A 24,871-nucleotide genomic window follows, 5' to 3' on the forward strand; every position below is an offset into this window, starting at 1 on the left:
TGAGGTGACGAAGCTATTGAGGTACCGGAGATGTGGTGGCGATATGAAGGACTCGTGACGCGAACGTGACGTGACCGGACGGTAGCTCTCCGTTCAAGGTGGTGGGGCGCGTACGGTGAGACGGGCCCGGAGCAGGGAAGGAGCCGCTGATGACCGGCTGGAACACGAGCGACATCCCCGGCCTGGACGGGCGGGTCGCCGTCGTCACCGGAGCCAACAGCGGCCTCGGCTACGTGATCGCCCGGGAACTGGCGCGCAAGGGGGCGCGCGTGGTGCTCGCCTGCCGCAGCGAGGAGCGGGGGAGCACGGCCGTGGAGCGCCTGCTCACGGAGGTGCCGGGCGCCGCGGTGGAGCCCGGGCGGCTGGACCTCGGAGACCTGGCGGGCATCCGCGAGTTCGCCTACGGGCTGCCGTACGAGCGGCTCGACCTGCTCGTCAACAACGCCGGGGTGATGGCGCTGCCGCACGGGACGACGGCGGACGGCTTCGAGACCCAGTTCGGCGTCAACCACCTGGGCCACTTCGCCCTGACCGGGCTGCTGCTGCCCACCCTGCTCGCCACCCCGGGCGCGCGGGTCGTGACCGTCTCCAGCTTCCTGCACGCGCTGGGCAACGTCGACCCGCGCGACCTGAACAGCGTGCGGCGGTACGGGCGTTGGACCGCCTACGGCCGCTCGAAATCGGCCAACCTGCTCTTCACCCACGAACTGGCCCGCCGCCTCGCGGCCCGCGACGACGCCTGGGACGTGCGCGCGGTCGCCGCCCACCCGGGGTACGCGCGCACCGATCTCCACGCCGCCGGACCGCGCGCCGAGGGGCGCCGGCTGGCGGCCCGGATGATGGGGCTGGCCGCCCGGGTCGTCGCCCAGCCCGCGGAGGCGGGCGCGCTGCCCGTCCTGTACGCGGCGACCGCGCCCGGCGTCCCCTCCGACTCCTTCACCGGCCCGTCCTTCGCGATGTGGCGCGGGGCGCCCGCACCGTCCCGGCGGGCGCCCTGGACCCTCGACGACGCGATGGGGGAGCGGCTGTGGGCCGCCTCCGAGCGGCTGACGGGGGTCACCTACGAGGCACTGCGGGGCTTGGACTAGCTCCGGAACGGCCCGCGCACCTCGTAGGTGATCCCGCCGGACGAACTCCCGCTCGTGCCCCGCTGGCTGGAGAAGTACAGCCGGGTGCCGTCGGGTGAGAACGCCGGGCCGGTGATCTCCGAGCCGGACTGCCCGTCGATGCGCAGGAAGGGGGCGACGACGTCGTTCGGCGTGATCACGCAGATCTCCATGTTGCCGCCGTCCTCCGCGACGAACAGGTCGCCGGAGGAACTGCCGGTGACGTTGTCGACGCCGGTCAGCGGGGCCCCGCCGGACGTCACCAGGGAGTCGTCGTAGGCGAGTTCGACGGTCTGCGCGGCCGCGTCGTACTGCCAGACGCGGTTGTCGCCCTTGGTGGTGAACCAGCAGGTGTCGTCCGCGTAGTAGCACCCCTCGCCGCCGTTGAAGCGCTTGGCGCCGGAGACCTGGTTGCGGGTCGCGGTCGCGCCGGAGGGGTCGGGGACCCGCGCCCAGGTCACCGGTCCGCTGGTGGCCGAGCCCGCCACCAGCACCTCCAGCGTGCCGGAGGACAGGTCGCCCCAGGTGGCCGGGCGGAAGCGGTAGAAGCAGCCGTCGGTGACGTCCTCCGTCAGGTACACCACCTTGCGGACCGGGTCGGCCGCCGCCGCCTCGTGCTTGAAGCGGCCCATGGCGTCCCGCCGCACCGCGGCCTTCACACCCCACGGATCGGTCTCGTAGACGTAGCCGCGGTCCACCTCCTCGCAGGACAGCCAGGTGTTCCACGGCGTCCGGCCGCCCGCGCAGTTCTGGCGGGTCCCGGAGAGCACGCGGTACGCCGAGGTGACGGTCCCCGAGGCGGAGAACCGCACCGCGCTCGCCCCGCCGGAGGGGTTGACCTCCGAGTTGGAGACGTAGATCCAGCCGGATCCGTCCGGGTAGCAGGCGCCGCCGTCCGGTGCGCTGTGCCAGGTGTACGAGGTGCCCGCGACCTTCTGGCCGGAACGGGCGATCACCCTGCTCGTGAAGCCGGTGGGCAGGCGGAGGCCGTTGGCGTCGGGCGAGCCGAGCGCCCCGTACGGTCCGCTGCCGGGCTGGGCGGGGGCGGCGTACGCGGCACCGCGCCACAGGGTTCCGCCGAGGACGGCCGATCCGCCGACGACGGCCGTGCGCAGGAGGGTACGACGATCCACTGCTGCCTCCGGGTGTCATGGCCTCTCCCGCCGCCGGACGGCGACGGGAGCGTGCGGTCACGGACCCTAGGGCGGCCTGATTGACGGGCCATGGACAACTCATGACGTGCCGGCGGCACGCGGGCGGCTCAGGCCGTCTGGCCGCCGTCCACCACCAGGTCCGTGCCCACCACCGACGCCGCGTCGTCCGACGCCAGGTACAGCACGGCGGCCGCGACCTCCGCCACCGACGAGACCCGGCCGAGCGGTGTCTCGCCCCGCATGCGCTCGGCCCGGCCCTCGTCCGTCTCCCCGGGGCGCAGGGACATCGAGGTCGCCGTGGCCCCGGGGCTGACGGCGTTGATGCGGACGCCGTCCGCGATGTGGTCGATGGCGGCGCCCCGGGTCAGCGCCGAGACGGCCGCCTTCGTGGCGGCGTAGGCCGTGGCACCCGGGCTGCGCTTGTGCGCGCCGAAGGTGGAGGCGATGTTCACGATCGCCCCGCCGCGCGGCTGGGCGCGCATCTGCCGCACCTCGGCCGCGAGGGCGAGGAAGACGCCGGTGACGTTGATGTCGAGCTGCGCGTGCCAGTCGGCCTCGGCCAGGTCGGCCAGGGGGACTCCGCCGCGGAAGACGCCGGCGTTGTTGACCGCCACGTCCAGGGAGCCGAAGTGCTGGACGGCGGCGTCCGCGACGGCCCGTACGTCGTCGGGGCGGGAGACGTCGGCGGTGACGGCCAGCGCCTTGCCGCCCGCCGCCTCGATCAGGGTCACCGTCTCGTCGAGCGGCTCCTGCCCGCGTCCGGCGACGACGACGTTCGCGCCCTCGGCGGCGAGGGCGAGGGCGACGGCCCGGCCGATGCCCGAGCCCGCGCCGGTGACGAGGGCGGTCCTGTCGATGAAGCGCCGGGTGTGCTGGGTGGTCATGAATCTCCCCTTTTTCTTGACCGTTCGGTTCAGTATGAAGGCGTGAGAGAGGGCGTGGAACGGCCCCTTCGCGGAGAGGGCGCTCTCGCGGGTTCTCAGTCGAGCAGGGCGAGTGCCTGTTCCGCCGCGTCCCGCAGCCTGGCCGGGTCCGCCGACGCCTTCCCCACCACCCGCATCCCCTGGAGCAGCACCAGCAGCATGCGGGCGAGGGTGAGCGGATCGCGGCCCGCGGCCAGTTCGCCCTGGGCCGCGGCCCGGGTCAGCGTCGCGTGCAGCACGGTCTCCAGCTGGTCCCAGTTGCGCTCGACCCGCCGCGCGGCGACCGGGTCGTGCGGGGCCAGCTCGGCGGCGGTGTTGGTGACGAAGCAGCCGCGCAGGCGCAGTTCGCCGGCGGTCGCCTCGGCGGCGTAGCGCCGCACCAGGGACCGGACGCCCGGCAGGGCGGCGCCCGGCCGGGACAGGTCCGCCAGCAGGTCCGGCAGCAGTCCCTCCTCGTACCGCGCCAGCGCCTTCAGGTACAGCTCGTGCTTGTTGCCGAAGGTCGCGTAGATGCTGGCGCGTCCGACGCCGAGGCGCTCCACGAGGTCGGACATCGACGTCCCCTCGTAGCCGCGCTCCCAGAACAGCTCCAGGGCTGCCCGCAGCGCGGCGTCCGGATCGAACTCCTTGGTCCTGGCCACGCGTCGCAGCTTAAGTGTTGGTGGAACGCACGGTCAAGAAAGATCGTGCCGGGGTCGTCAGGCCGCCTTCACCTCGTACACCGCCACCCGTACCGCCTCGTCGTCCAGGCACTCCCCGGTGCCGAGGTCGAAGCGCTGCTTGAGCAGCGGGGAGGCGACGAACGGGCGGCCCTGGTGGGTGCCGGTCAGGCCGCGGGAGAGGACCGCGGCGCCGGTGAACGGGTCCCGGTTGTCGATGGCGTACAGCCCGCCCTCCCGGTCCCGGAAGAGGGCCACCTGGCCGCCGTCCGGGAGCAGGGCCGCCACGCCCCGCCCGGGGAGCAGGGCGCCGAGGTCGCACGCCGTGAACCAGTCGTCGGTCAGCCGCAGCAGGACCTTGAGGTCGGTCGTCTCGGGTGCCAGGGTCATCGCCGGGTGCTTCCTTCCAGGAGGTCTTCCTCGGTGCGCCGCATGCCGATGTTCAGCAGCGGCAGGTCGGGCTTCATCTGGTCGCGCTCGGGCACGAAGCCCACGACCGGGTCGGGGGTGTCGGGCGCGTTCACGAAGGACACGAACCGGGCCAGCTTCTCGGGGTCGTTGATGGTCTCGGCCCACTCGTCGCGGTAGTGCGAGACGTGGGCGCGCATCAGGGACTCCAGCTCGTCGCAGATGCCGAGCGAGTCGTGCACGACGACGTCCCGTACGTGGTCCAGGCCGCCGGGGATGCGCTCCAGCCAGGTGGAGGTGCGCTCCAGCTTGTCGGCGGTGCGGATGTAGAACATCAGGAACCGGTCGATGAGCCGGACCAGTTCGGCGTCCGAGAGGTCCTGCGCCAGCAGGTCCGCGTGGCGCGGGGTGGCGCCGCCGTTGCCGCCGACGTAGAGGTTCCAGCCGTTGGACGTGGCGATCACGCCGAAGTCCTTGGACTGGGCCTCGGCGCACTCGCGGGCGCACCCGGAGACCGCCGACTTCAGCTTGTGCGGGGACCTGAGCCCCCGGTAGCGCAGCTCCAGGTCGATCGCCATCCGCACCGAGTCCTGGACGCCGTACCGGCACCAGGTCTGCCCCACGCAGGACTTCACGGTGCGCAGCGACTTCCCGTACGCGTGCCCCGACTCGAAGCCGGCGTCCACCAGCCGCGCCCAGATCACCGGCAGCTGCTCGACGCGGGCGCCGAACATGTCGATGCGCTGACCGCCGGTGATCTTCGTGTAGAGCCCGAAGTCCCGGGCGATCTCGCCGATGACGATCAGCTTCTCCGGGGCGATCTCGCCGCCGGGGATGCGCGGGACGACGGAGTACGAGCCGTTCTTCTGGAGGTTGGCCAGGAAGTGGTCGTTGGTGTCCTGGAGCGCGGCCTGCTCGCCCTCCAGGACGTAGCCGCTCGCGCCGATCGCCGGGGCCAGGGAGGCGATGATCGAGCCGACCGCCGGCTTGCAGACCTCGCAGCCGTCGCCGCCCCGCGCACCCTCACGGCCGTGCCGGTCCAGCAGCTCCCGGTAGGAGGTGACCCGCAGGGCGCGGACGATCTCGTACAGCTCCTCGCGGGTCTGCGCGAAGCAGCCGCACAGGCCCTTGTCGACCTCGACGCCGCTCGCCTCCAGCTCGGCGGTGACCAGCTGGCCGAGCACCTTGACGCAGGAGCCGCAGCCGGTGCCCGCCTTGGTGCACTTCTTCACCTCGGGCACGGTCGTGCACCGGTGGTCGGTGACCGCGCCGCGGATGCTGCCCTTGGTGACGTTGTGGCAGGAGCAGATCACCGCGTCGTCGGGGAGCGCGGACGGGCCGAGCTGGGCCGGGGCCCCGGCACCGGCGGGCAGCACCAGCGACTCGGGGGAGACCGGCGGGACCGAGCCGGTGAAGGCGCGCAGCGTGCCGTACGCCTCCGCGTCGCCGACCAGGATGCCGCCGAGCAGCGTGCCGTCGCGGCCGACGACCAGCTTCTTGTACAGCCCCGCGCGGGAGTCGGAGTAGACGACGTCCAGGCAGTCCTCGGCGGTGCCGTGCGCGTCGCCGAAGGAGGCCACGTCCACGCCGAGCAGCTTCAGCTTGGTGGACAGGTCGGCGCCGGTGAAGGACGCCTCCTGGGCCGCGATCGTCGCGGCGACGGTCTCGGCCTGCTCGTAACCGGGCGCCACCAGCCCGTACACCCGCCCGTCGGACGCCAGCGCGCACTCGCCGATCGCGAACACGTGCTCGTCGGTGACCGTGCGGCACCGTTCGTCGACCGCGATGCCGCCGCGCTCACCGACGGCCAGCCCGCAGTCCCGGGCCAGCTGGTCGCGGGGGCGGACACCGGCGCTGAACACCACCAGGTCGGTGGCGAGTTCGGAGCCGTCGGAGAGCTTCATGCCGGTGACGGCGCCGTCCGCGCCCGTCAGGATCTCCTGCGTGCCGACGCCGGTGTGGACGGACAGGCCCATGCCCTCGATGGTGCGCAGCAGCGCCGCGCCGCCGCCCTCGTCGACCTGGACGGGCATCAGGCGGGGCGCGAACTCCACGATGTGCGAGGTGAGACCGAGCCCCTTGAGCGCGCCCGCCGCCTCCAGCCCGAGCAGTCCGCCGCCCACCACCGCGCCGGTCGTCGCGGTCTTCGCGTACTCCTCGATGGCGAGCAGGTCCTCGATCGTCCGGTAGACGAAACAGCCCTCGGCGTCCTTGCCGGGGACCGGCGGGACGAACGGGTAGGAGCCGGTGGCCAGGACGAGGATGTCGTAGCCGACGACGAGCCCGGAACGGGCCGTCACCGTGCGGGCGTCCCGGTCGACGGTCTCCGCCGGATCACCGACGCGCAGCTCGATGCCGTGCTCCTCGATGAAGGCGAGGTCGGTCATCGACAGGTCCTCGGGGGTCTTGCCCGAGAAGTACGAGGTGAGCTGGACGCGGTCGTAGGCGGGGCGCGGCTCCTCGCACAGCACGACCACCCGGTGCGTGCCGGTCAGCCCGCGCTCGGCGAGCGCTTCGAGGAAGCGCTGGCCGACCATGCCGTGGCCGACGAGCACGATCGTCGGGGTGTGCGCCGGGGTGGCGGTCATCGGGTGCCTCCGTCATGGGTGAGCAGGTGGAGCAGGGGGCCGCCGTCGGAGGGGAGCGGCTCTGCTCCCTCCCAGGCGCGCGCGAGCGCGCCGACGGTGCCGAGTTCGCCGACCAGGACCCCGCCGACCAGCCGGTCGTCGCGGACGACGACCTTGCGGTAGGTGCCCCGGGTGGCGTCGGCGAGCTGCACGACGTCGTCGCCGGGGAGGGGGTCGGTCTCGCCGAACGCGGCGAGGTCGAAGGAGCCGTCCGGCCCGCCGAGAGGGCTGTCGGTCCCGCCGAGAGGGCTGTTGGGCCCGGTGAGGGGGCTGTGGGGCCCGGTGAGGGTGAGGCGGGTCAGGGAGCGGGTGCCGGTGTAGCGGGCGGTGCCGTTCCCGGCGAGCAGTTCGGCCAGCACGCCGGCCTGTTCGAGGGCGGGCGCGGCCAGCCCGTACACGCGCCCGTCGTGCTGGGCGCAGTCGCCGACGGCGCGGATGTGCGGGTCGGAGGTGCGCAGCTCGTCGTCGACGAGGATCCCCTTGCCGACGTCGAGGCCGGCCTCCTGCGCGAGTCCGACGCGGGGCCGGACACCGCAGGCGAGCACCACGAGATCGGCGCCCAGCGCGTACCCGTCGGCCAGCTCCACCGACCGCACCGCCCCGCCGACGCTGCGCACGTCGCGCACCCGGCACTCGGTGTGCACCTCGACGCCGAGGTCCTCGAGATGCCGCCGCACGAGCACGGAGGCCGCCGGGTCGAGCTGGCGCTCCATGAGCCGTTCCGCCTGCTGGGCGAGGACGACCTGGGCGCCGCGCACGGCCAGCGCGCGGGCCGCGGAGACCCCGAGCAGCCCGCCCCCGATGACGACCGCGCGCACCCCCGCCCGTACCGCCTTCGACAGCCCCAGGCAGTCGTCCATCGTGCGGAACGCGTGCACGCCCTCGGGCAGCGCGCGGTCCGGGGTGAACAGACCGCGCAGCGGCGGCAGCACGGCGTTGGAGCCGGTGGCCAGGACCAGCGTGTCGTACGCGATCGCCGACCCGTCGGCGCACCGCACGGTCCGCCCGGCCCGGTCGATGCCGGTGACCCGGCCGCGCAGCAGCCCGGCGGGCGCCGGCAGGCTGATCACGTCGGGGCCGTACCGTCCGGCCAGCACGTCGGCGAGCAGAACCCGGTTGTACGGGCGGTGCTCCTCGTCGCCGACCAGCAGCGCGGGCGTGCCCAGCTCACCGAGGAGCCGGGCGAGCGTCACGCCCGCCAGTCCGGCGCCGATCACCACCACACGCTGATTCGAGGTCATGGCATCGAGCGTGCGGCGCCGGTGTTACCCGGTCGCATCGCGTCTGTTTCTCGCGGGGAACGCTGCCCTCAGCGGGTGCGGGGGGTGGGTGTGAGGGCGTGCGGGCGGCCGGCCCGGGCCGATCGGCGTACCTCGGAGGACCCTCGGCGTACCTCAGAAGACGCTCATCTCGATGGACGGCACATCCATCCCGTCCATAGGGTCGCGATCATGCCCGACATATCGCTGACCACGCTCGTCCTGCTCTGCCTCGCCGCACTCGCGGCCGGCTGGATCGACGCGGTGGTCGGCGGCGGGGGCCTGCTGCTCCTGCCGGCCCTGCTGCTCGGCCTGCCCGCCGGCACCCCCGCCGCGCACGCGCTGGGCACCAACAAGGCGGTCGCCATCGTCGGCACCACGGGCGCGGCGGTGACGTACGCCCGCAAGGCCCCGGTGGACGTCCGCACGGCCGTCCGCATCGGGCTGGCGGCGCTGGCGGGCTCGTCCGGCGGGGCCTTCTTCGCGGCCGGCATGAGCACGGAGGTGCTGAAGCCGGTCATCATGGTGGTGCTGCTCGCCGTCGCCGCCTTCGTCATCTTCCGCCCGGCCTTCGGCACCGCCCCCGCGACCGGCCCGGCCACCCGCCGCCAGATCCTCGCCGCGATCGGCCTCGCGGGCGTCGGCATCGGCTTCTACGACGGCCTGGTCGGCCCCGGCACCGGCACGTTCCTGGTCCTGGCCCTCACCGCCCTGCTCCACCTGGACCTGGTCACCGCCTCGGCCACCGCCAAGATCGTCAACTGCTGCACCAACGCGGGCGCCCTCGCGACCTTCGCCTGGCAGGGCGCGGTCCTGTGGCAGCTGGCCGCGCTCATGGCGGTCTTCAACCTGGCGGGCGGCATGTTCGGCGCGCACACGGCGCTGAAGAAGGGGAGCGGCTTCGTGCGGGTCGTGTTGCTGACCGTGGTGTTCGCGTTGGTGGCGAATCTGGCGTACGAGCAGTGGGTTGCCTAGCGCTTGCGGTGGATCGGGTCGCCGCAGGGTGCCAGCTCGGCCTGTGCTGTGGTTGATCCCGGCGTCCATAAGGATGCGGAACTGTGATCTTGAGCCACACAACCATGGCTAAACATCGAGTTTCTCACATGACCTTCCAGGGCTTTGCCCGTTGTTGCCCGTTTACTTCCCCTTGACCTGACGTTCTGTTGAGGCGTTAGTTACCCCTGGCTACTTTGCAAATCTTGTGGGCGGGGTGTGGCGGGGATGTGGAACCGATTGCGGAGCGGGAGCAGAGCTGTCTCGGCGCTGCTCTGTGGAGCAATGGCCGTTGGACTGGTTTCCGCGTTGCCGGGTGATGTTGCGGCGGCTGAACCGACTGCTTCGCCGCCCAGTTCGGCGGCCGAGGGGCGCAGCTTGACGGAGTCCGAAGCGGTGGCCGAGGCCGAGCGGATCGGGAAGCCCGTGGAGGTTCTCGGTCAGCGAGGCGAGAGCCGGGAGGTGTTCGCCACCCCAGAGGGCGATCTGGAGGCGCGGGAGTATCTGCGGCCTGTCTGGGCGCGTAGCCAGAATGGCTGGCAGCGTGTCGATACGGCTCTGGCACCTACCGCGGACGGAGGAGTTGCCCCGAAGGCTGCAACGGTGGACCTCGCATTCTCCGGTGGAGGAACAGAGCCTTTGGTGCGCATGCAGCGTGCCGGCCGGGAGCTGAGCCTGTCCTGGCCCACGTCGTTGCCTGAGCCGCAACTGAACGGCGCAGTGGCGACATATCCGTCGGTCCTGCCTGACGTCGATCTGCGGATGACCGCTCAAGAGGACGGCTTCACTCAACTATTGGTGGTGAAGACAGCCGAGGCGGCCGCAAGTGACCAATTGGCAGAACTGCGGTTGAAGCTGGCGGCAGACGGACTCGACGTGAAGGAGTCCGCAGAAGGCGGACTGCAGGCCCTCGACGAAGGGGCCGGCGGTGCCGTCTTCGAGGCACCGAAGCCGATGATGTGGGACTCCAGCTCAGGCGCGGCCTCCGCCGGTGCAAAGAGTTCGCCGACCACGGCGGCGGGACGGGGTGCCACTGTTGCGGCCCAGACGGCGGAGGGCGCAGCTGAACCGGGAGCGGGGGAGTCGGGACAGCTTGCGCCGGTGGATGTGGAGGTAGCCGCAGGGCAGGACGAACTCGTCCTGCGGCCCGACGCAGAGGTCCTCAAGGGGGAAGACACGACCTACCCCGTGTTCATCGACCCGCAGTGGTACACGCCGCAGGCTTCGGCGTGGACGATGGCTTCGAAGTACTGGGCTTCTTCACCGCAATGGAAGTTCAACGGTGACTCGGACTCCGGCCTCGGCTACTGCAACTGGAGCTACTGCAAGCCCCATGACACCAAGCGGCTCTTCTACCGGCTTCCGGTGTCCAAGTTCGCGGGCAAGACCATCTTGTCGGCAGAGTTTGTCGTGCGGAACACTTGGTCGGCGTCCTGCTCGGCCCGCACGGTGGAGCTGTGGCAGACGAAGGACATCTCCTCTTCCACGACCTGGAACAGCCAGAACGCATCCGGCTTCTGGGTCAAGGAGGCGGCGTCGGATTCCTTCGCCTACGGCTACACGGGTTGTGCCGCCGCGGACGCAGAGTTCAACGTGAAAACGGCTGTGCAGGCGGCAGCGAACAGCAGGAAGTCCACCATGACGTTTGGGCTTCGGGCGGGCAGCGAGTCGGATGGGTATGGCTGGAAGCGGTTTTCCGATAAGGCTTACCTACGTGTGAAGTTCAATCGTGCCCCGTCACAGATCAAGATGTCGCAGCTGACCATGGAGTACGGAGGCACGTGCAAATACAGCCCCGCACCGCGTATCCGCTCCCTGGGTAAGGTCTATGCCAACAATGTCACCGATCCTGATGGCGACAGCGTCGCTGTGCAGTTCCAGGCAAAGTGGGACTCCGGCGACGGCAAGGGCCTGATCGCTCGCTGGAAGCCGGCCCTGTCCTCTGCCAAGAGGTCGGGATCCGACTTCGCCATCAGCCTCCCCACCTCCATTCCGCAGAACAGAACCGTGCACTGGTATGCCCGGACCTGGGACGGCGCGCAGTATTCGCCTTGGTCCACTGACGGTAGTCCGACAGGCTGCTACTTCACGTACGACACCAAGGTGCCCAAGGCCCCCGCAATTTCATCTGGTGAGTATCCGGCCTCCAATCCGGAGAACCCGTCCGATCCTTGGTACGACGGGGTGGGCAAGTACGGTGACTTTGAGCTCAAAGCCGCTGATACGGACGTGACCAGGTACTGGTTCGGTATAAATCAGAACCCGACATCAAAGCATGCGGTCACAACAAGCGGCGGTGCGGCCAGGGTCATGAAAATGCTGCCGGCCAAGCCGGGGCTGAACTTTGTCACTGCCCAAGCGTTCGACCAGGCCGGCAACGGAAGTGAGATACGTACTTACCAGTTCCGCGTCAAAGCCGGTCAACCGGAACGAGGCATGTGGCAGATGGACGATGCCACGGGAAGTACGGCGGCGAAGGGGACAGCACCAGACCGCACCGCCGAACTGCGTGGCGGAGCCATGGCCGGTACAGAGGGGACCAAAGGCAGCGCGGTGTCCTTCGACGGTGTCGATGACTACGCGGTCACGGACATACCCACCGTCGACACCTCGACCGGCTTCGCGGTCTCGGCATGGGCGAAGCTGTCGGAACTGCCCGGCCAGGCGGCAATCGTCGCTGCTCAGCCCGGCAACGAGTCACCCGGGTTCGAGCTGTACTACTCGCAGGCATACGACCGCTGGGCCTTCAATCAGTACAAGTCCGATACCCAGAGCGCGGGCCTGGTCCGGGTCATGCAGCCCGCCGCAGGCGGGGCTCAAGCCGGGCAGTGGACACACCTGGTCGGCACTTACAACGCCGACACGGACCAGCTACAGCTCTATGTCAACGGCTCCTTGGCCGGCACCACGGCGTACGACACGCCTTGGGACGCCCGCCGTGGCCTGCAGATCGGTGCGGGCTCCTACCACGGAGCACCCGACTGCTTCTTTCCCGGCACGATCGACGAGGTCCAGGTCTTCGACAGGCCCCTGACATACACCGAAGTGACCCGTCTGCACCGCAAGGAGACGTCCACTACCGGACGGCCCGCCCGGGCCGTCTTCCCCATGGACGAGCCAGCAACCGCGACGCAACTGACCGGCCGAGCCGATGTCCTGGACGCCCGCCTGTCTGGCGGCGTGACGACCGGGCAGCCCGGCATCGCAGGCAAGGCCCTTACGCTGAACGGCGCCGATGGGTTTGCCAGTACCAGCCGCCCTGTACTGGACAGCCGTCGCAGCTTCGCGATCTCAGCCTGGGCCAAGCTGCCCGCGACCAAGCCGGGCCAGGCCGCCATCGTGGCCACACAGGCTGGTGCGCAACGGCCCGGCATGGAGCTGTACTACTCCCCGTCCTACGACCGGTGGGTGGTCAACCAGTACGCTTCGGACGCCGCCGGCGCCGCCGTCACCCGCGCCATGCAGCCCGAGGGCACCAAGTCATACGCGAACACATGGACCCATCTGGTCGGAGTCCATGACACCGTCGCAAACAAACTCATTCTCTACGTCAACGGAACCAAGGCAGGAGAGGCCGTCCTCCAGGCGGGCTGGAGCGCCGGTGGCCCATTCCAGATCGGGGCGGGCTCTTACGGAGGAGCGCCCGACACGTTCTTCCCCGGACAGATCGACGACGTACGCGTATTCGACCGTCCCGTCTCCGAAGAAGAAATTCATCAGCTCTTCCGGCAGCGCCCTCTGGTCTCGGGCCGGTGGACGTTCGCGCAAGCCTCCGGAACGCCTCGGACAACGCCTGATGCATCTGCCTCGGGCAATGAGATGACCCTCAAGGGGGAGGCTCAGATCGGTTCCGGATATGTCGACGGCGGATTGAGCTTCGACGGAATCGACGACTATGGCCAGACATCCAGCGTGCCGATCGACACAAGCTCCAGCTTCACTGTTACGTCCTGGGCGCAGACAGCTGCTGTCCCCGATCACGACGTAACGCTGCTCAGCATCCCCGGTACGGCACAGGACGCCCTCGCCGTCCGCTACCAGCCCAGTGCGACGCCCGAGTCAGATCCGGGACGATGGCGCATTGCCATGGCGGCCTCCGACACGTCCAACGCCGCTGTCACCGACGTGGACAACGGACAGTTCTTCGCGCCGACCGACTGGACGCACCTCGCTCTGGTCTACGACGGCTTCGCAAAGCAACTCTCGTTGTACGTCAACGGAGAACTGGAGGAGGTCGCCTGCGCAGACGCGGACGGCGACGGTGATGCGGACGACCCCTCCTGCACCGGACGGTTGTCCTTCACGGAGGACGTGCTCTCCTTCAAAGCTACGCAGCCCATGCAACTCGGCCGCAGCCAGATCGGGACAAGTGCCGGTGACGAGTACTGGCCCGGCACCGTGTCGGACCTTTGGACCTTCCAAGGCACGTTGACCGAAGCCCAGATCAGGCTGCTGGCCGTTGGCAACCCCGGAATGCCCACGGAAGTACCCAACAACGTGTGACTCGTCGCGGCGGATCCGGTGGCCCCGGGCCCCACCCGCCGCCCACGCACTGCTCCCGGGGTTCCCCCGCCTGTGACGACGGCCGTTCGGCCCGACCCGTAGAGAAGGATGCGAAGAGGATGAACGGCAGACCCACCCAACGGCTGCGGAGGATGCGGCGGCGCATAGCCCTGGCCTCTGCCGCGGTAATGGTCGGCACCCTTCTGCAAGCGGTGACGCAACCTGCGGTCGCAGCTGGTCAGAGCGAAGGACCACTCGCATCGGCTGGTTTGGAAAGGGCCGTTGCCGGCTCCACCAGCAAGATCAAAGCGCGAACTCTGACCAAGGGCCCCCGCACTCCCGCAGTCGCAGCGATGGTGACGTGGCCTGGAGCTTCAACTACGGTCGTGGAACTGTCCAACCCCAAGGCCAAGGGCAGCGCCGGCTCTTCCGCCCGAGCCACAGGCACGCCTCTCACCCTGGACACCGGCGGCAAGGCCGCCACCCAACCGGCACAAGGCGCTGTCGAGACACGCATCCTTAGCCGCAAGGCTGCGGCCAAGGTCGGGGTCGACGGCCTGATCTTCACGCTCCGCTCCACGAACGCACAGGCGAACATCCCGCCCGGCCGCATCCGGGCGAAGCTCGACTACTCGTCGTTCGCCCAGGCCTATGGGGGCCAGTACGCTGAGCGGCTCACAATTGTCGAACTACCGCCCTGCGCCCTGACCACGCCGCAGGAGCCAGCATGCCGTGTGGGTGAGCCTCTTGAGACAGCCAACGACCTAGAGAAGCAATCTCTCACCGCACAGAGCGTAGCCCTCAGCACCTCGTCGCCGACGGTGCTTGCCGCGGTGGCCGAGAGTGATAGCAGCAGCGGAGACTACAAGGCGACGCCGCTGTCGCCGTCGGCGTCGTGGAACACCAACCTCAACACTGGCGACTTCGCATGGTCGTACAACATGCCCGTCCCCGATGTCCCAGGCGGCCTGACACCCAACGTTGGTCTGGCCTATTCGTCCGGATCGGTTGACGGCCGCACCGGTAACACCAACAATCAGGCGTCCTGGGCCGGCGACGGGTTCGAGATGTGGCCCGGGTACATCGAGCGACGCTACAAGCCGTGTGCCGAGGACGGCGTGGAGAACGCCGACGGCATCAAGCCGGGTGACTTGTGCTGGGCTTACGACAACGCTTTCCTCTCCTTCAACGGCAAGGCAGGAGAGCTCGTACCCAACGGCACCAATGCCTGGAAACTGAAGAACGACGACGGCACGAAGATCGCCCGAATCTACGGATCAAGCACCAACGTACGGGGCAATGGGGCCCGCAATGACGAGTACTGGCGAATCACCACTCCTGACGGCACGCGGTACTACTTCGGATACAACCGACTGCCCGGCTACACAGACGGCAAGGAAACGACCGACTCTGCCTGGACCGCCCCAGTCTTCGGCGACGACACGGGAGAGCACTGCCACGCTGCGAAGTTCGCGGACTCCTGGTGCCAGCAAGGCTGGAGGTGGAATCTCGACTACGCCGTCGACGTACACGGCAATGCCATTGCCTACTACTACGACAAGGAAGCCAACGCCTACGGCCGCAATCTCAAAGCCGAGGACAACACCCCCTACACTCGCGGCGGCACCCTGGACCGCATCGAGTACGGCTTGAAGAACGCCAACGTCTACAGCACCAAGGCGCTGGCCAAGGCCACCTTCACCAGCGATGAACGCTGCTTGAAGGATTCCCACACCAATTGCTCCGACATCAGCACCGATACAGCATATTGGTACGACACTCCCTGGGATCTGAACTGTGACCCCAATGAAGAATGCGACCAGGGCCGCCTCTCTCCCGCCTTCTTCACCCGCAAGCTTCTGACACAGGTCACCACCCAGGTCTACAGTGGCAGCACCTACAAGGACGTCGACTCCTGGAAGCTGACGCACCGCTGGGGCAAGGCCGACACCGATTACCAGTTGCTGCTCGACGCCGTCCAGCACACCGGTCACTCCGCGAGCTCGGCCCTCACTCTGCCGAAGACCACCTTCGCCTACACGCAGCTCGCCAACCGCCTCGACAAGACCGGCGACGGACTCGCCCCCTTCATCAAGAATCGGCTGTCCACCATCGCCGACGAGTCCGGCGGTCAGATCGACGTCAACTACTCGGCTCCCGCTTGCTCCTGGAACGCGCTGCCCACGCCGAATACCAACACCAGCCGCTGCTTCCCCCAGTACAGCGGGGGCAGTGCCACCGACGATCCCGACCAGCACTGGTTCAACAAGTACGTCGTCACCTCCGTCACTGCCACCGACCGCACCGGAGGATCCCCCGACCAGGTCACCGCGTACTCCTACCTGGGCGGTGCAGCTTGGCACTACGACGATGACGACGGGTTGACCAAGGAGAAGTTCAAGACCTGGTCTCAGTGGCGCGGCTACGGGCAGGTCCGCGTCCAGACCGGCGGCCAGGGAGGGGCGTCGGCCATGAAGTCCCAGCAGGACACCTATTTCCTGCGCGGGATGGACGGCGACCGCAGGGACTCCACCGGGGGTACGAAGAGCGCAACCATCGCACTCGGGGATGGCGAAGGCGACCCCATCACCGATCACGAGTCGGCGGCCGGCTTCGCCTACAAGTCCGTCAGTTACTCCGGCCCCGGCGGCAAGGTTCTGGCGAAGACCGTCAACCGTCCCTGGCACCATGAGACCGCGAAGAGGGAGCGTTCCTGGGGCACGGTGTCAGCCAACTTCACCGGGACCGCCCACAGCCGTACCTGGACGTCCCTCGACGACGGCGCGGGCTCCCAGTGGCGCTCCACGTCTTCCGCCACCACCTACGACATGATTGCAGGACGGGTGGTCGCGGTCGACGACCACGGCGACAACGACAGCGTCTCCGACAACACATGCACGCGTACCACCTACGCCTCCAACACTGCAGCGAACATCCTCACCCTCCCCTCTCGTGTCGAGTCCGTCGCCGAAGCGTGCGCCAGCACACCCAGCCGACCCGCCGACGTCATCTCCGACGTCCGATCGGCCTATGACGGTGGGGCTTATGACGCGGCCCCCACCAAGGGCGACGCCACGTCGACAGCGCTCCTCAAGAAGTACGACGGCACCACAGCCATCTATGTCGAATCGGGTGCGAGTTACGATGCCTACGGCCGTACTCTGACCAGCACTGACCTGACTGCTGATGTGAAGGTCACTGCGGCCGGGGCCCTTACCCGCAGCGTTCGCACTGATGGCCGTACTACAACGACCGTTCGCACTCCCGCCGCAGGTTTCCCCACCACGACAAAGACGACGACTCCGCCGGCCAACGCCGCAGAGCCGAGCACCGCCCAGACGTCAACGACCACCCATGAGATCTTGCGTGGTCTGCCGCTGACCCAGACCGATACAAACGGCAAGGTCACCAACTTCGCCTACGACGCACTGGGACGCTCGACCAAAGTCTGGCTTGCCGACCGCAACACCGGCCAGCCCCCTACCTACGAGTTCACCTACACCACCACTGAAGACAAGCCTGTCGCCATCGGCACCAAAACGATTGGAAACAACGGGGCACAAAGTACGTCCTATGCCCTCTACGACGGATTCCTGCGTCCACGCCAGACACAGGATCCCGGGCCAAATGGCGGCAGTCTGCTCTCCGACACCTTCTATGACGAGCGTGGTCTGACATCGACGCAGTTCGCTGCCTACTACATCGAAGATGCCCCATCCACCGGACTGTTCAAGCCGGCGGACGCTCTAAGTGTTGAGACACAGAGCCGGGCCACCTTTGACGGCCTCGGGCGACCTGTCGAAACCAAGCAAATCGCGGGCAACGGCGACGGCGGCACTGTCCTTGGCACAACTAAGACGATCTACGGCGGCGACCGTGTCACCACCATTCCACCCATCGGGGGCACAGCAACCACGGCCGTAACCGACGCACGAGGACAAACGACCGAACTGCGGCAGCACCACACGCGCAGCGCCACCGCTGCCTACGACACCACCAAGTACAGCTATACGCCTCGCGGTGAACTGGCGAAAGTCACCGACCCGGCGGGCAGCAGTTGGACTTACACGTACGACCTTCTCGGCCAGCAGATCAAGTCTGTCGACCCAGACAAGGGCACTACGGTCAGCGAGTACGACGCCCGGGGCCAGCTGACCAAGACCGACGACGCCCGCGCGGCCACACCTGCACTGTGGTACGGCTACGACAACCTCGGTCGCCAGACGCAGCTCCGCGACGGCTCTTCCACCGGCACACTGCGCGCCCAGTGGGTGTACGACACCGTCACGGGCGCCAAGGGGCACCTCGCCGAGTCCACCCGCTACGACGCAGGCAACGCTTACACCACGAAGGTCGTGGCCTACGACCGCCTCTACCGCCCCCAGCGCACCTCCGTCACCATCCCATCCGCTGAAGGGGCTCTGGCAGGCACCTACCTCAACGTCACCTCTTACAACGTCTCCGGGACCGTGCAGGGCATCGGTTACCCGCAGGCAGGCGCCCTGCCGGCGACCACCGTCACTCCCACCTACGAGGACGGCACCCTGCGACCGATCGCCCTCAGCAGCAGCCAGGGACTCAACGCCACCACCAGCTACAGCCTCACTGGTAAGCCGTTCACCTACGAACTCAGCAACGGCAGCAGCAAAAGGGTAAAGGCAACCAACACTTACGAGTGGGGCACCCAGCGTCTGGCAACCTCGCGCGTTGACCGCCAGGACGTCGACGGCGTCGACCAGTACAACTCATACCGGTACGACGAAATCGGGAACGTACTCTCGGTGTCGGACACGTCGCGCGCCGGCACTGACAACCAATGCTTCACCTACGACGGTCTGCGCCGTCTCACCCACGCATGGACCCAGAACACCACCAGCTGCGCCACCGAACCCAGCGGAGGTGTACTTGGCGGTCCGGCCCCGTATTGGCACTCCTACACCTACGACAAGGCCGGCAACCGTCAGACCGAGACCCTGCACGACGCCGCTGGCAACCCGGGCAAGGACACGACACGTACTTACACCTACCCAGGGGCCTCCAACAGCCAGCCACACACCCTGACATCGGTCACCACTACGGGCCCGACGGGAACGTCGAGGGACACGTTCACCTACGACGAGACAGGAAACACGGCCACTCGCACCCTCGCCGGAGACACCCAGAAACTCACCTGGGATGCGGAGGGCCACCTGGCGAAGGTCACCGAGCCGGTCGAAGGAGGCACCGACAAGGTCACCGACTACCTCTACGACACCGCCGGCAGCCGCCTAATCGCCCGTACTCCCACCGAGACCACGCTTTACCTCGGCGCTACCGAGATCACGCTGGCCAAGGGCTCGTCCACGCCCAAGGCCACCCGCTACTACGACCTCGGCGGCGGTCACCAAGCCGTCCAGAACAACGACGGCGCCATCTCCATCACCCTGGCCGACCACCATGGCACCGCTCAGCTGGCCATCGACACGGCCACCCAGAAGCTCACTCAACGCCGCTCGCTTCCCTTCGGGGGCACCCGCGGCAACGAACCGTCGGGCTGGCCCGGGACCAAGGGCTTCGTCGGCGGTACTGACGACACGAGAACGACGGGACTCACCCACCTCGGGGCACGCGAATATGACCCGGCCACCGGGCGGTTCATCAGCGTCGACCCTCTTCTCGAGATCGACAGGCCCCAGACCCTGAATGGCTACACCTACGCAGCACAAAACCCGCTCGCCTTCCTTGACCCCACCGGGCTGGGCCTGGCATGCGGCGAGGGATTCGACCTCGGCTGCGGAACTGGCGTACAGACCCACGCCGACGGAAGCCTTTCCAAGGATGGTAAGCGCACCGGTGGCGGGAACATCTACGACACCGGTGGCGGAAGCGGCAGTTCACAAGGGTCAGGAAATCCGGTGACGATCAGGCCCTACGGCGAATCGATCACCATCGAAGGCGTCTACATTCCGACGCAAGAAGAACTCGCGGCAACCTTTCCTTACTACAGTGAGAATCTTGACTACCAGCACAACCTGCAAAACTGGGCGCGCCCAGACTGCAGCATGCTATCCACTTCGTCCAGCGATTTCTGTACAGCACTGAATAAGCTTGCCTGGTTCGGCGGTAGCCCCGAAGTTGACGTCCTCGAGGTCCTCGGCATTCGCAACTACGTCGAGTGCGCCAAGGGCAACGGCTGCAAGGGCGCCGCAGTCGACGCAGCGGTTGCTGGCGCCAGTGCTGGCTTCGGCAAGATAGTTTCTGTCGCGGCTAAGCTTTTCAAGCAAACACTGAAGCGAAGCGACAGTGTTGCCATTGACTGCTTGGTCAACGCCGCACACAGCTTCACGGTGGGCACGGAAGTCCTCATGGCGGACGGCACTACCAAGCCCATCGAGGACGTCGAAGTCGGAGAGAAGGTCATCGTCACCGACCCGGCGATGGGTGAAACGACGATCCAGGACGTCGTAGCCACGATCATGACTGAGGACGACAAGCACTTCGTCGATCTCGCTCTGGATACACAGGATGGCATCCGCTCACTGGTTACCACCTCCACCCATCCCTTCTGGTCCAGCTCCGAAGGCGGCTGGGTGGATGCCGGAGATCTGAGGCCCGGCATGACCATCAGAACGGCAGACGGCTCCGCTGTACCCGTGGCCGCCGCTCGGCCGTTCCAGCAGCGTCAGCAGACGTTCGACCTCACTATTAGCGGGATCCACACGTACTATGTGCTGGCGGGCGAGACGCCGGTTCTCGTTCACAACAGCAACTGTTCCTTGGGTTCGGCCTCGGAGGCCGCCTTCAAGGCGGCTGAAAATCCTGCCAACATTTTCATCAAGGACAAGCATCTTTCGTCCTTTCAGGGGCGCTATGCAAAGTTTGATACGGACAACAAGGCGCTTGTGCAAGGATGGGTTGCCGAGGGGCTCAAGTCTGAACGCGCCGTCTTCAAGCCTAATGGTCTTGACGACACTTTCAAGGTAGAGGTGGACATGCGCCGGACCATCGGGACCAAGGGGCAAACCGGGATCCGGATGGTTGTCTCTAATGATGGTCGGGTAATTAATGCCTTCCCATTCAATGTAGGGTGATCTGATGAGGATGCTCTACCAAGGAGTCAATGCGCGGGACCTGCGTGGGTCGACCGTGGCGGACTATCTAGTCAATATCGAGGCTCATTTTGAGGTAGTCGATGAGGGCGAGGTGATTTATTCGGAGCTAGATTTCCCCGTGGCAGAGTTGGCTCGTGAGCTGACTCTTTGGATTTCTGTGGGTGAATCTGATGCTTCGGATTTTTCCTTTTCTTCGATTTCCTTCGAAGAGCCTGGCGCCGTAGTCATCAGTCGAAGTCCGGACGGGTGGGAAGTGGGATCGATGTTTACGCCGACAGTCAAAAGCGAGCCGATTGATTGGCCTACCCTTTCGGTGAGCGTCGAAGAATTTGTTGCGCGTGTTCAGCGAGATATTGCAGGGATGGGTATTGACCCTAGCTTCATTCGGCCATAGCTAGTCACCGAACCTGGGGGGCCCGAAATAACGTAGATACCCGAACCAGCAAAACGCGGCCTCGGCAGACTTTAATCTGGTGAGGCCGCGTCGTTTCTGACGGCAAGAGTTGACGGCATCTTCAGCGGACGATGGTTGTTCACTAGCTGGGCATTGAGTCGACGCCTCCGCATCGAGACCGGTGGAACGGCGAGTCGGTACGCGGTGGCGGCCTGGTGCAGGCCGCAGCAGCCATAGGGGTAGTTCGAAGATGTGAGCGATATGGTGCGGCATGTCGACATTCCTCGTCGGCGTAGGTCATGTCCCCGGGCCGTTCGAGCGGTCGCGGAGGTCCTGACGAGGCGTCAGCCTGCCGATCGGCGAAGCGGCGCAGTCGCACCGTAGGTGCAACTCCTGCTGCGAGAAGTCCGCTATATCCCGACCCACTCCGCGTACTGTGCCAAAGAACTGCTACGAGCCCGCTCCCGCCGCTTCAGCGCCAGCACGGTCGGGTGGTGGCGGGTCTGCTGCGGAGCGACGCGCCGAGCCTGGTTCAGGCAGTCCAGCGCCTCGTCCGGATGGCCCGCCCACGCGTTGGCCGGCCGAGGTCCATCCAGTGGTGCCCGGCCCGGGAACGGGTCCAGCCGCGCGGGATGCGCACATTTATCCGCGAGTTCGATCACCCGCCCGAAGTTGTCAGCCTCCGAGGCGATGGCTACGGCATGCACCCCGACGTTTACCGGCCCCCAGGTGACGCCGAAGTCCGGCACCCCGCCAGTTGCCTGGTGGCGGGCACGGGCCTCGGCCAGTAGAGCGTCGGCGTGGTCCCGGTCCTTCATGCGGCCCGCGATGGTCGCAGCACGCAAGTGCAGCATGCCCCGCATTGCCTTAATACCCTCCGGACTGCGTGGCTCCTGGCCATCAAGGTCCCGCAGCGCTCGGTCAACCACCCACAGGCCCACGTCGTACCGACCCGACGACAACGTGGTCTGCGCACGCAGAAAGGCGTGCATCGCGGCCAGCCCCGGCTCATCGGCGCGGGGTGCGGTCCACGCCAGCCGGTCCAGCGCGACGGTCGCCAGGTCGAGGAAGCCGAGCTTCAACGCAACGGTGAACACACGCCGGAGCGTCTCCGCCAGGCACTCGTAGGCCAGCCGTTGCTCCTCCCCAGTACTGGTGTGTACGGCCTGCGCCGACTCGTCGATCAGCGCGGGCAGGTCGCGTACCAGGTCCGTGTACCGCGCCTGACGGCGCCGTTCCAGAGCTCGATGGACATCCGCCCAGATCAACGCGGCCGGGCGCGGAGCCGACTGCCAGTCCAGAGCGATGTCCCAGTTCTCCGGGCCCTCACGGATGGCCGGATCAGGGCGCCCATGCGGTCGAGCCGTAGTTCGTCGGCGTATGGCTGTCCCAGCTGGTCGGATGGGAAACACCCAGTGCACGGGCACAGGCGGCGACAAGAGCCGGGGAGGCGGGCTTCTGGCCGCACTCGGCCTTCGACAGGTGCGCCCGCATCGCCAGCCCCTGCTGCGTCATACCGCGCTGCTTCGTATCCGGGCTATCCGATTGCCGGTGTGCTCCTCGATGCTCTGCGACACGGCGACCTCGGTTCTGCTGCAACACTCAGACACTAACCTTGCAACAGCGCCCTGGACCAGCCGATCAACGATCAACCCGGCTGCCCGCAGAACCGACGACGGCTTCGCCACTCTTCAGCGTCGAACACTGCCCAGGCACTCGCCCAGCCCCCTCCCCACCTCCAGCAGCTCCACCACCCCCGTCCCGTCCTCCTCCCCGTGCCCCTCCGCCAGCCACCGCTCCATCAACCCCATGTACGGCGTCAGCAGCTCCGCGCTCACCCCCTGCTCCTCCGCCGTGCGCAGCAGGGTCGCGTTGCCGGCCACCTGCATCGCGAGGTTGGAGACGACGCCCTTGCCGTAGTCGCCGCTCTCCAGTTGGTCGGCGGCCTGGTGGACGGCCGGGGCCATCGCGGTGAGCCAGGACGCCAGCAGCGGTGCGAAGTCGCTCGGCGCGATGTTCTCCCGCCGGATCAGCGCGAAGGCGTGGGAGACGCCCGCGAACATCCCGGTCATCGCGCTCAGCAGCGCCACGTCGTGCAGGGCCGCGAAGCCCGGGTCCTCGCCGACGTAGCGGGTGCCGGCGGGGACGGCGAGGGTGTCGCGGTGCTCGGCGAAGAGGGCGGAGGAGCCGCTGTAGAAGACGTAGGCGCCGGAGTCGGCGGCCCCGATCATCGGCGGTACGGCCATGACGCCGCCGTCCAGGAAGCGGGCCCCGCGTGCCGACGCCCACGCGGCGCGGGTGCGGCCGTCGGCGGGGGTGCCGGTGGTCAGGTCGACCAGGTCGCGGCCGGTCAGGTCGACGTCGGCCAGGGCCGCGCCGACCGAGGCGTCGTCCAGGAGGCAGACGATCACCAGGCGGTTCGCCGATACCGCCTCGGCGGCGGTGCGGGCGACCGTGGCGCCCTCGGCGGCCAGGGCCTCGGCGCGGGCGGGAGTGCGGTTCCAGACGGTCACGGGGTGCCCGGCGGCCAGCCAGGCGCGGACGAGGGCGGTGCCCATCGCGCCGGTCCCGAGGACGGTGAGGGGAATAGGGGGAGTGGTCGGGTTGTCGGTCATGGGGACAAGCCTCTTCCGGGGGACGGGGCCGCTCAAGTACGTACTTGAGAGTGGGTGGTTACCCCGGGGGAAGTACGCGGGCGGTGGACGAACGGGGTGACGGGGATGGGTACGGCACGGCGGCCGGGGGCGTACGTGTGCGGGGTCGACGCGGCGATGGACGTGATCGGCGGGAAGTGGAAGGTGCTGATCCTCTGGGCGCTCGGCGAGCGCGTCCGCCGCTTCGGGGCCCTGCGCCGGGAACTGCCGGGTGTCACGGAGAAGGTCCTCGCCGCACAGCTGCGGGAGCTGGAGGCCGACGGCATCGTGCACCGCGAGGAGTACCGCGAGGTGCCGCCGCGCGTCGAGTACTCGCTCACCGCGCGGGGCGTCGCCCTCAACGAGGCGCTGGCGCCGCTCAGCCTGTGGGGCAAGGCGCACGTCCTGGGCGACGGCTCACCGGCTGCCGGTCAGGTGCGCGAAGACGACCACGTTCCCCTGGTAGCCGGTACTGCGTGAGTAGTCGCCGCCGCAGGTGATGACCCGCAGCTCGGGCCGGGGCGCCGCGCCGTACACCTTGGCGTCGGGGAAGTCGTCGGCGGCGTAGACCTCCACCGCGTCCACCGTGAAGACCGCGACGCCTCCGTCCCGCCGGTCGACCTCGATCTCGGCGCCCTTCTCCAGCGCGCCGAGCCGGTAGAAGACGGCGGGGCCCTCGGCGTTGTCGACGTGTCCGGCGACGATCGCGGTGCCGGTGTCGCCGGGGGTGGTGCCCGCCTCGTACCAGCCGGCGAGGTTCTTCTTCTCGGCGGGCGGCACGTCCAGGCTGCCGGAGGACGTCAGACCGAGGCCGGTCAGGGGCGCGTCCACCTTGATCGCCGGGACGCGGATCCGGTCGGGTGGGGAGGGGGGAAGGGCCGGCGCGGCGGGCGCCAGGTCGGCCCGCCCGGTGCCGGAGGCGGCTTGCGCGGCCGACGGCTGCGGCGGGGCATCGGACTCCGTCCCGCCGACCAGCAGCCACGCCCCGGAGCAGAGGGCGACCGCGGTGACCGCCGCTATCGCCGTGTTGCCGACCCTGGGCATTGACGTATCCCCTCTCCAGACGGGCGCTCGTGGTCTCCCCTGCCCCCTCCGGGCCGCGAGGGGCGTCGGACCCGGAG

General features: G+C 68.2%; 16 protein-coding genes. 6 read left to right on the plus strand and 10 right to left on the minus strand.

What is annotated here, in order from left to right; translation table 11 throughout:
* Window positions 1-149: 149 nt before the first annotated feature.
* The gene (locus tag ACGF3J_RS02730) at window positions 150-1,088 is read left to right on the plus strand and encodes an oxidoreductase (protein WP_161327187.1); all 939 of its coding nucleotides are present in this window, start codon (window positions 150-152) and stop codon (window positions 1,086-1,088) included.
* On the opposite strand, the gene ACGF3J_RS02735 is transcribed toward ACGF3J_RS02730, so the two are convergent.
* The 6 genes from ACGF3J_RS02735 to ACGF3J_RS02760 all read right to left on the minus strand — a co-directional run bounded on the left by ACGF3J_RS02735 (window position 1,085) and on the right by ACGF3J_RS02760 (window position 8,118).
* Window positions 1,085-2,239: an alkaline phosphatase PhoX gene (locus tag ACGF3J_RS02735; RefSeq protein WP_161327188.1), complete on the minus strand. Its 1,155-nt coding sequence runs from the start codon at window positions 2,237-2,239 to the stop codon at window positions 1,085-1,087. The genes ACGF3J_RS02730 and ACGF3J_RS02735 overlap by 4 nt on opposite strands.
* Before the next feature lie 128 nt (window positions 2,240-2,367).
* Window positions 2,368-3,144 (minus strand): SDR family NAD(P)-dependent oxidoreductase, encoded by a 777-nt coding sequence (locus ACGF3J_RS02740; RefSeq protein ID WP_161327189.1) that lies wholly within the window; start codon window positions 3,142-3,144, stop codon window positions 2,368-2,370.
* Window positions 3,145-3,239: 95 nt separating this feature from the next.
* The gene (locus ACGF3J_RS02745; protein WP_161327190.1) at window positions 3,240-3,824 is read right to left on the minus strand and encodes a TetR/AcrR family transcriptional regulator; all 585 of its coding nucleotides are present in this window, start codon (window positions 3,822-3,824) and stop codon (window positions 3,240-3,242) included.
* A gap of 57 nt (window positions 3,825-3,881) precedes the next feature.
* Window positions 3,882-4,232: a nitrite reductase small subunit NirD gene (gene nirD, locus ACGF3J_RS02750; protein ID WP_161327191.1), complete on the minus strand. Its 351-nt coding sequence runs from the start codon at window positions 4,230-4,232 to the stop codon at window positions 3,882-3,884.
* Window positions 4,229-6,838 carry a nitrite reductase large subunit NirB gene (gene nirB / locus ACGF3J_RS02755; RefSeq protein ID WP_161327192.1) on the minus strand — a complete coding sequence of 870 codons (2,610 nt, stop codon included), beginning with the start codon at window positions 6,836-6,838 and terminating at the stop codon, window positions 4,229-4,231. The genes nirD and nirB overlap by 4 nt, the downstream gene beginning before the upstream one ends.
* Complete coding sequence (locus ACGF3J_RS02760) at window positions 6,835-8,118, minus strand: NAD(P)/FAD-dependent oxidoreductase (protein ID WP_161327193.1); 1,284 nt, start codon at window positions 8,116-8,118, stop codon at window positions 6,835-6,837. The genes nirB and ACGF3J_RS02760 overlap by 4 nt, the downstream gene beginning before the upstream one ends.
* 210 nt (window positions 8,119-8,328) lie before the next feature.
* Between ACGF3J_RS02760 and ACGF3J_RS02765 the strand changes: the two genes are divergently transcribed.
* The 4 genes from ACGF3J_RS02765 (at window position 8,329) to ACGF3J_RS02780 (ending at window position 21,117) form a co-directional block, all read left to right on the plus strand.
* A complete protein-coding gene (locus ACGF3J_RS02765) occupies window positions 8,329-9,111 on the plus strand; it encodes a sulfite exporter TauE/SafE family protein (RefSeq protein WP_064727774.1) in 783 nt (260 codons plus the stop codon).
* Between the two features lie 303 nt (window positions 9,112-9,414).
* Window positions 9,415-13,632 (plus strand): LamG-like jellyroll fold domain-containing protein, encoded by a 4,218-nt coding sequence (locus tag ACGF3J_RS02770; protein WP_161327194.1) that lies wholly within the window; start codon window positions 9,415-9,417, stop codon window positions 13,630-13,632.
* Window positions 13,633-13,784: 152 nt separating this feature from the next.
* A complete protein-coding gene (locus ACGF3J_RS02775) occupies window positions 13,785-20,702 on the plus strand; it encodes an RHS repeat-associated core domain-containing protein (protein ID WP_237552366.1) in 6,918 nt (2,305 codons plus the stop codon).
* Between the two features lie 4 nt (window positions 20,703-20,706).
* Entirely contained in the window at window positions 20,707-21,117 is a 411-nt protein-coding gene (locus tag ACGF3J_RS02780) for a hypothetical protein (protein WP_161327196.1), read from the plus strand.
* A 410-nt stretch (window positions 21,118-21,527) separates the two neighbouring features.
* Here the strand turns inward: ACGF3J_RS02780 and ACGF3J_RS02785 are convergent, their stop codons facing one another.
* The 3 genes from ACGF3J_RS02785 to ACGF3J_RS02795 all read right to left on the minus strand — a co-directional run bounded on the left by ACGF3J_RS02785 (window position 21,528) and on the right by ACGF3J_RS02795 (window position 23,732).
* The gene (locus ACGF3J_RS02785) at window positions 21,528-22,385 is read right to left on the minus strand and encodes an XRE family transcriptional regulator (protein ID WP_237552363.1); all 858 of its coding nucleotides are present in this window, start codon (window positions 22,383-22,385) and stop codon (window positions 21,528-21,530) included.
* Between the two features lie 73 nt (window positions 22,386-22,458).
* Window positions 22,459-22,632 carry a hypothetical protein gene (locus ACGF3J_RS02790; RefSeq protein ID WP_237552364.1) on the minus strand — a complete coding sequence of 58 codons (174 nt, stop codon included), beginning with the start codon at window positions 22,630-22,632 and terminating at the stop codon, window positions 22,459-22,461.
* A 176-nt stretch (window positions 22,633-22,808) separates the two neighbouring features.
* Window positions 22,809-23,732: an NAD(P)-dependent oxidoreductase gene (locus ACGF3J_RS02795; protein WP_161327197.1), complete on the minus strand. Its 924-nt coding sequence runs from the start codon at window positions 23,730-23,732 to the stop codon at window positions 22,809-22,811.
* 105 nt (window positions 23,733-23,837) lie between these two features.
* Here ACGF3J_RS02795 and ACGF3J_RS02800 point away from each other — a divergent pair, with 105 nt between their 5' ends.
* On the plus strand, window positions 23,838-24,230 hold the full coding sequence (locus ACGF3J_RS02800; protein ID WP_161327198.1) for a helix-turn-helix domain-containing protein: 393 nt from the start codon (window positions 23,838-23,840) through the stop codon (window positions 24,228-24,230).
* On the opposite strand, the gene ACGF3J_RS02805 is transcribed toward ACGF3J_RS02800, so the two are convergent.
* A complete protein-coding gene (locus ACGF3J_RS02805) occupies window positions 24,168-24,794 on the minus strand; it encodes a class F sortase (RefSeq protein WP_161327199.1) in 627 nt (208 codons plus the stop codon). The genes ACGF3J_RS02800 and ACGF3J_RS02805 overlap by 63 nt on opposite strands.
* Window positions 24,795-24,871: the final 77 nt, after the last annotated feature.

Origin of the sequence: Streptomyces sp. NPDC048171 (assembly GCF_043202655.1) — a bacterium.
In the GTDB taxonomy this organism is placed as follows: Bacteria; Actinomycetota; Actinomycetes; order Streptomycetales; family Streptomycetaceae; genus Streptomyces.

Excerpts from the sequence above, each read along its gene's own strand:
- ACGF3J_RS02770 (WP_161327194.1), top strand. The coding sequence starts at position 9,415 with ATGGCCGTTGGACTGGTTTCCGCGTTGCCGGGTGATGTTGCGGCGGCT.
- nirB (WP_161327192.1), bottom strand. The coding sequence starts at position 6,838 with ATGACCGCCACCCCGGCGCACACCCCGACGATCGTGCTCGTCGGCCAC.
- ACGF3J_RS02805 (WP_161327199.1), bottom strand. The coding sequence starts at position 24,794 with ATGCCCAGGGTCGGCAACACGGCGATAGCGGCGGTCACCGCGGTCGCC.
- ACGF3J_RS02780 (WP_161327196.1), top strand. The coding sequence starts at position 20,707 with ATGAGGATGCTCTACCAAGGAGTCAATGCGCGGGACCTGCGTGGGTCG.
- ACGF3J_RS02765 (WP_064727774.1), top strand. The coding sequence starts at position 8,329 with ATGCCCGACATATCGCTGACCACGCTCGTCCTGCTCTGCCTCGCCGCA.
- ACGF3J_RS02775 (WP_237552366.1), top strand. The coding sequence starts at position 13,785 with ATGCGGCGGCGCATAGCCCTGGCCTCTGCCGCGGTAATGGTCGGCACC.
- ACGF3J_RS02800 (WP_161327198.1), top strand. The coding sequence starts at position 23,838 with ATGGGTACGGCACGGCGGCCGGGGGCGTACGTGTGCGGGGTCGACGCG.
- ACGF3J_RS02790 (WP_237552364.1), bottom strand. The coding sequence starts at position 22,632 with ATGACGCAGCAGGGGCTGGCGATGCGGGCGCACCTGTCGAAGGCCGAG.
- ACGF3J_RS02740 (WP_161327189.1), bottom strand. The coding sequence starts at position 3,144 with ATGACCACCCAGCACACCCGGCGCTTCATCGACAGGACCGCCCTCGTC.
- nirD (WP_161327191.1), bottom strand. The coding sequence starts at position 4,232 with ATGACCCTGGCACCCGAGACGACCGACCTCAAGGTCCTGCTGCGGCTG.
- ACGF3J_RS02730 (WP_161327187.1), top strand. The coding sequence starts at position 150 with ATGACCGGCTGGAACACGAGCGACATCCCCGGCCTGGACGGGCGGGTC.
- ACGF3J_RS02760 (WP_161327193.1), bottom strand. The coding sequence starts at position 8,118 with ATGACCTCGAATCAGCGTGTGGTGGTGATCGGCGCCGGACTGGCGGGC.
- ACGF3J_RS02795 (WP_161327197.1), bottom strand. The coding sequence starts at position 23,732 with ATGACCGACAACCCGACCACTCCCCCTATTCCCCTCACCGTCCTCGGG.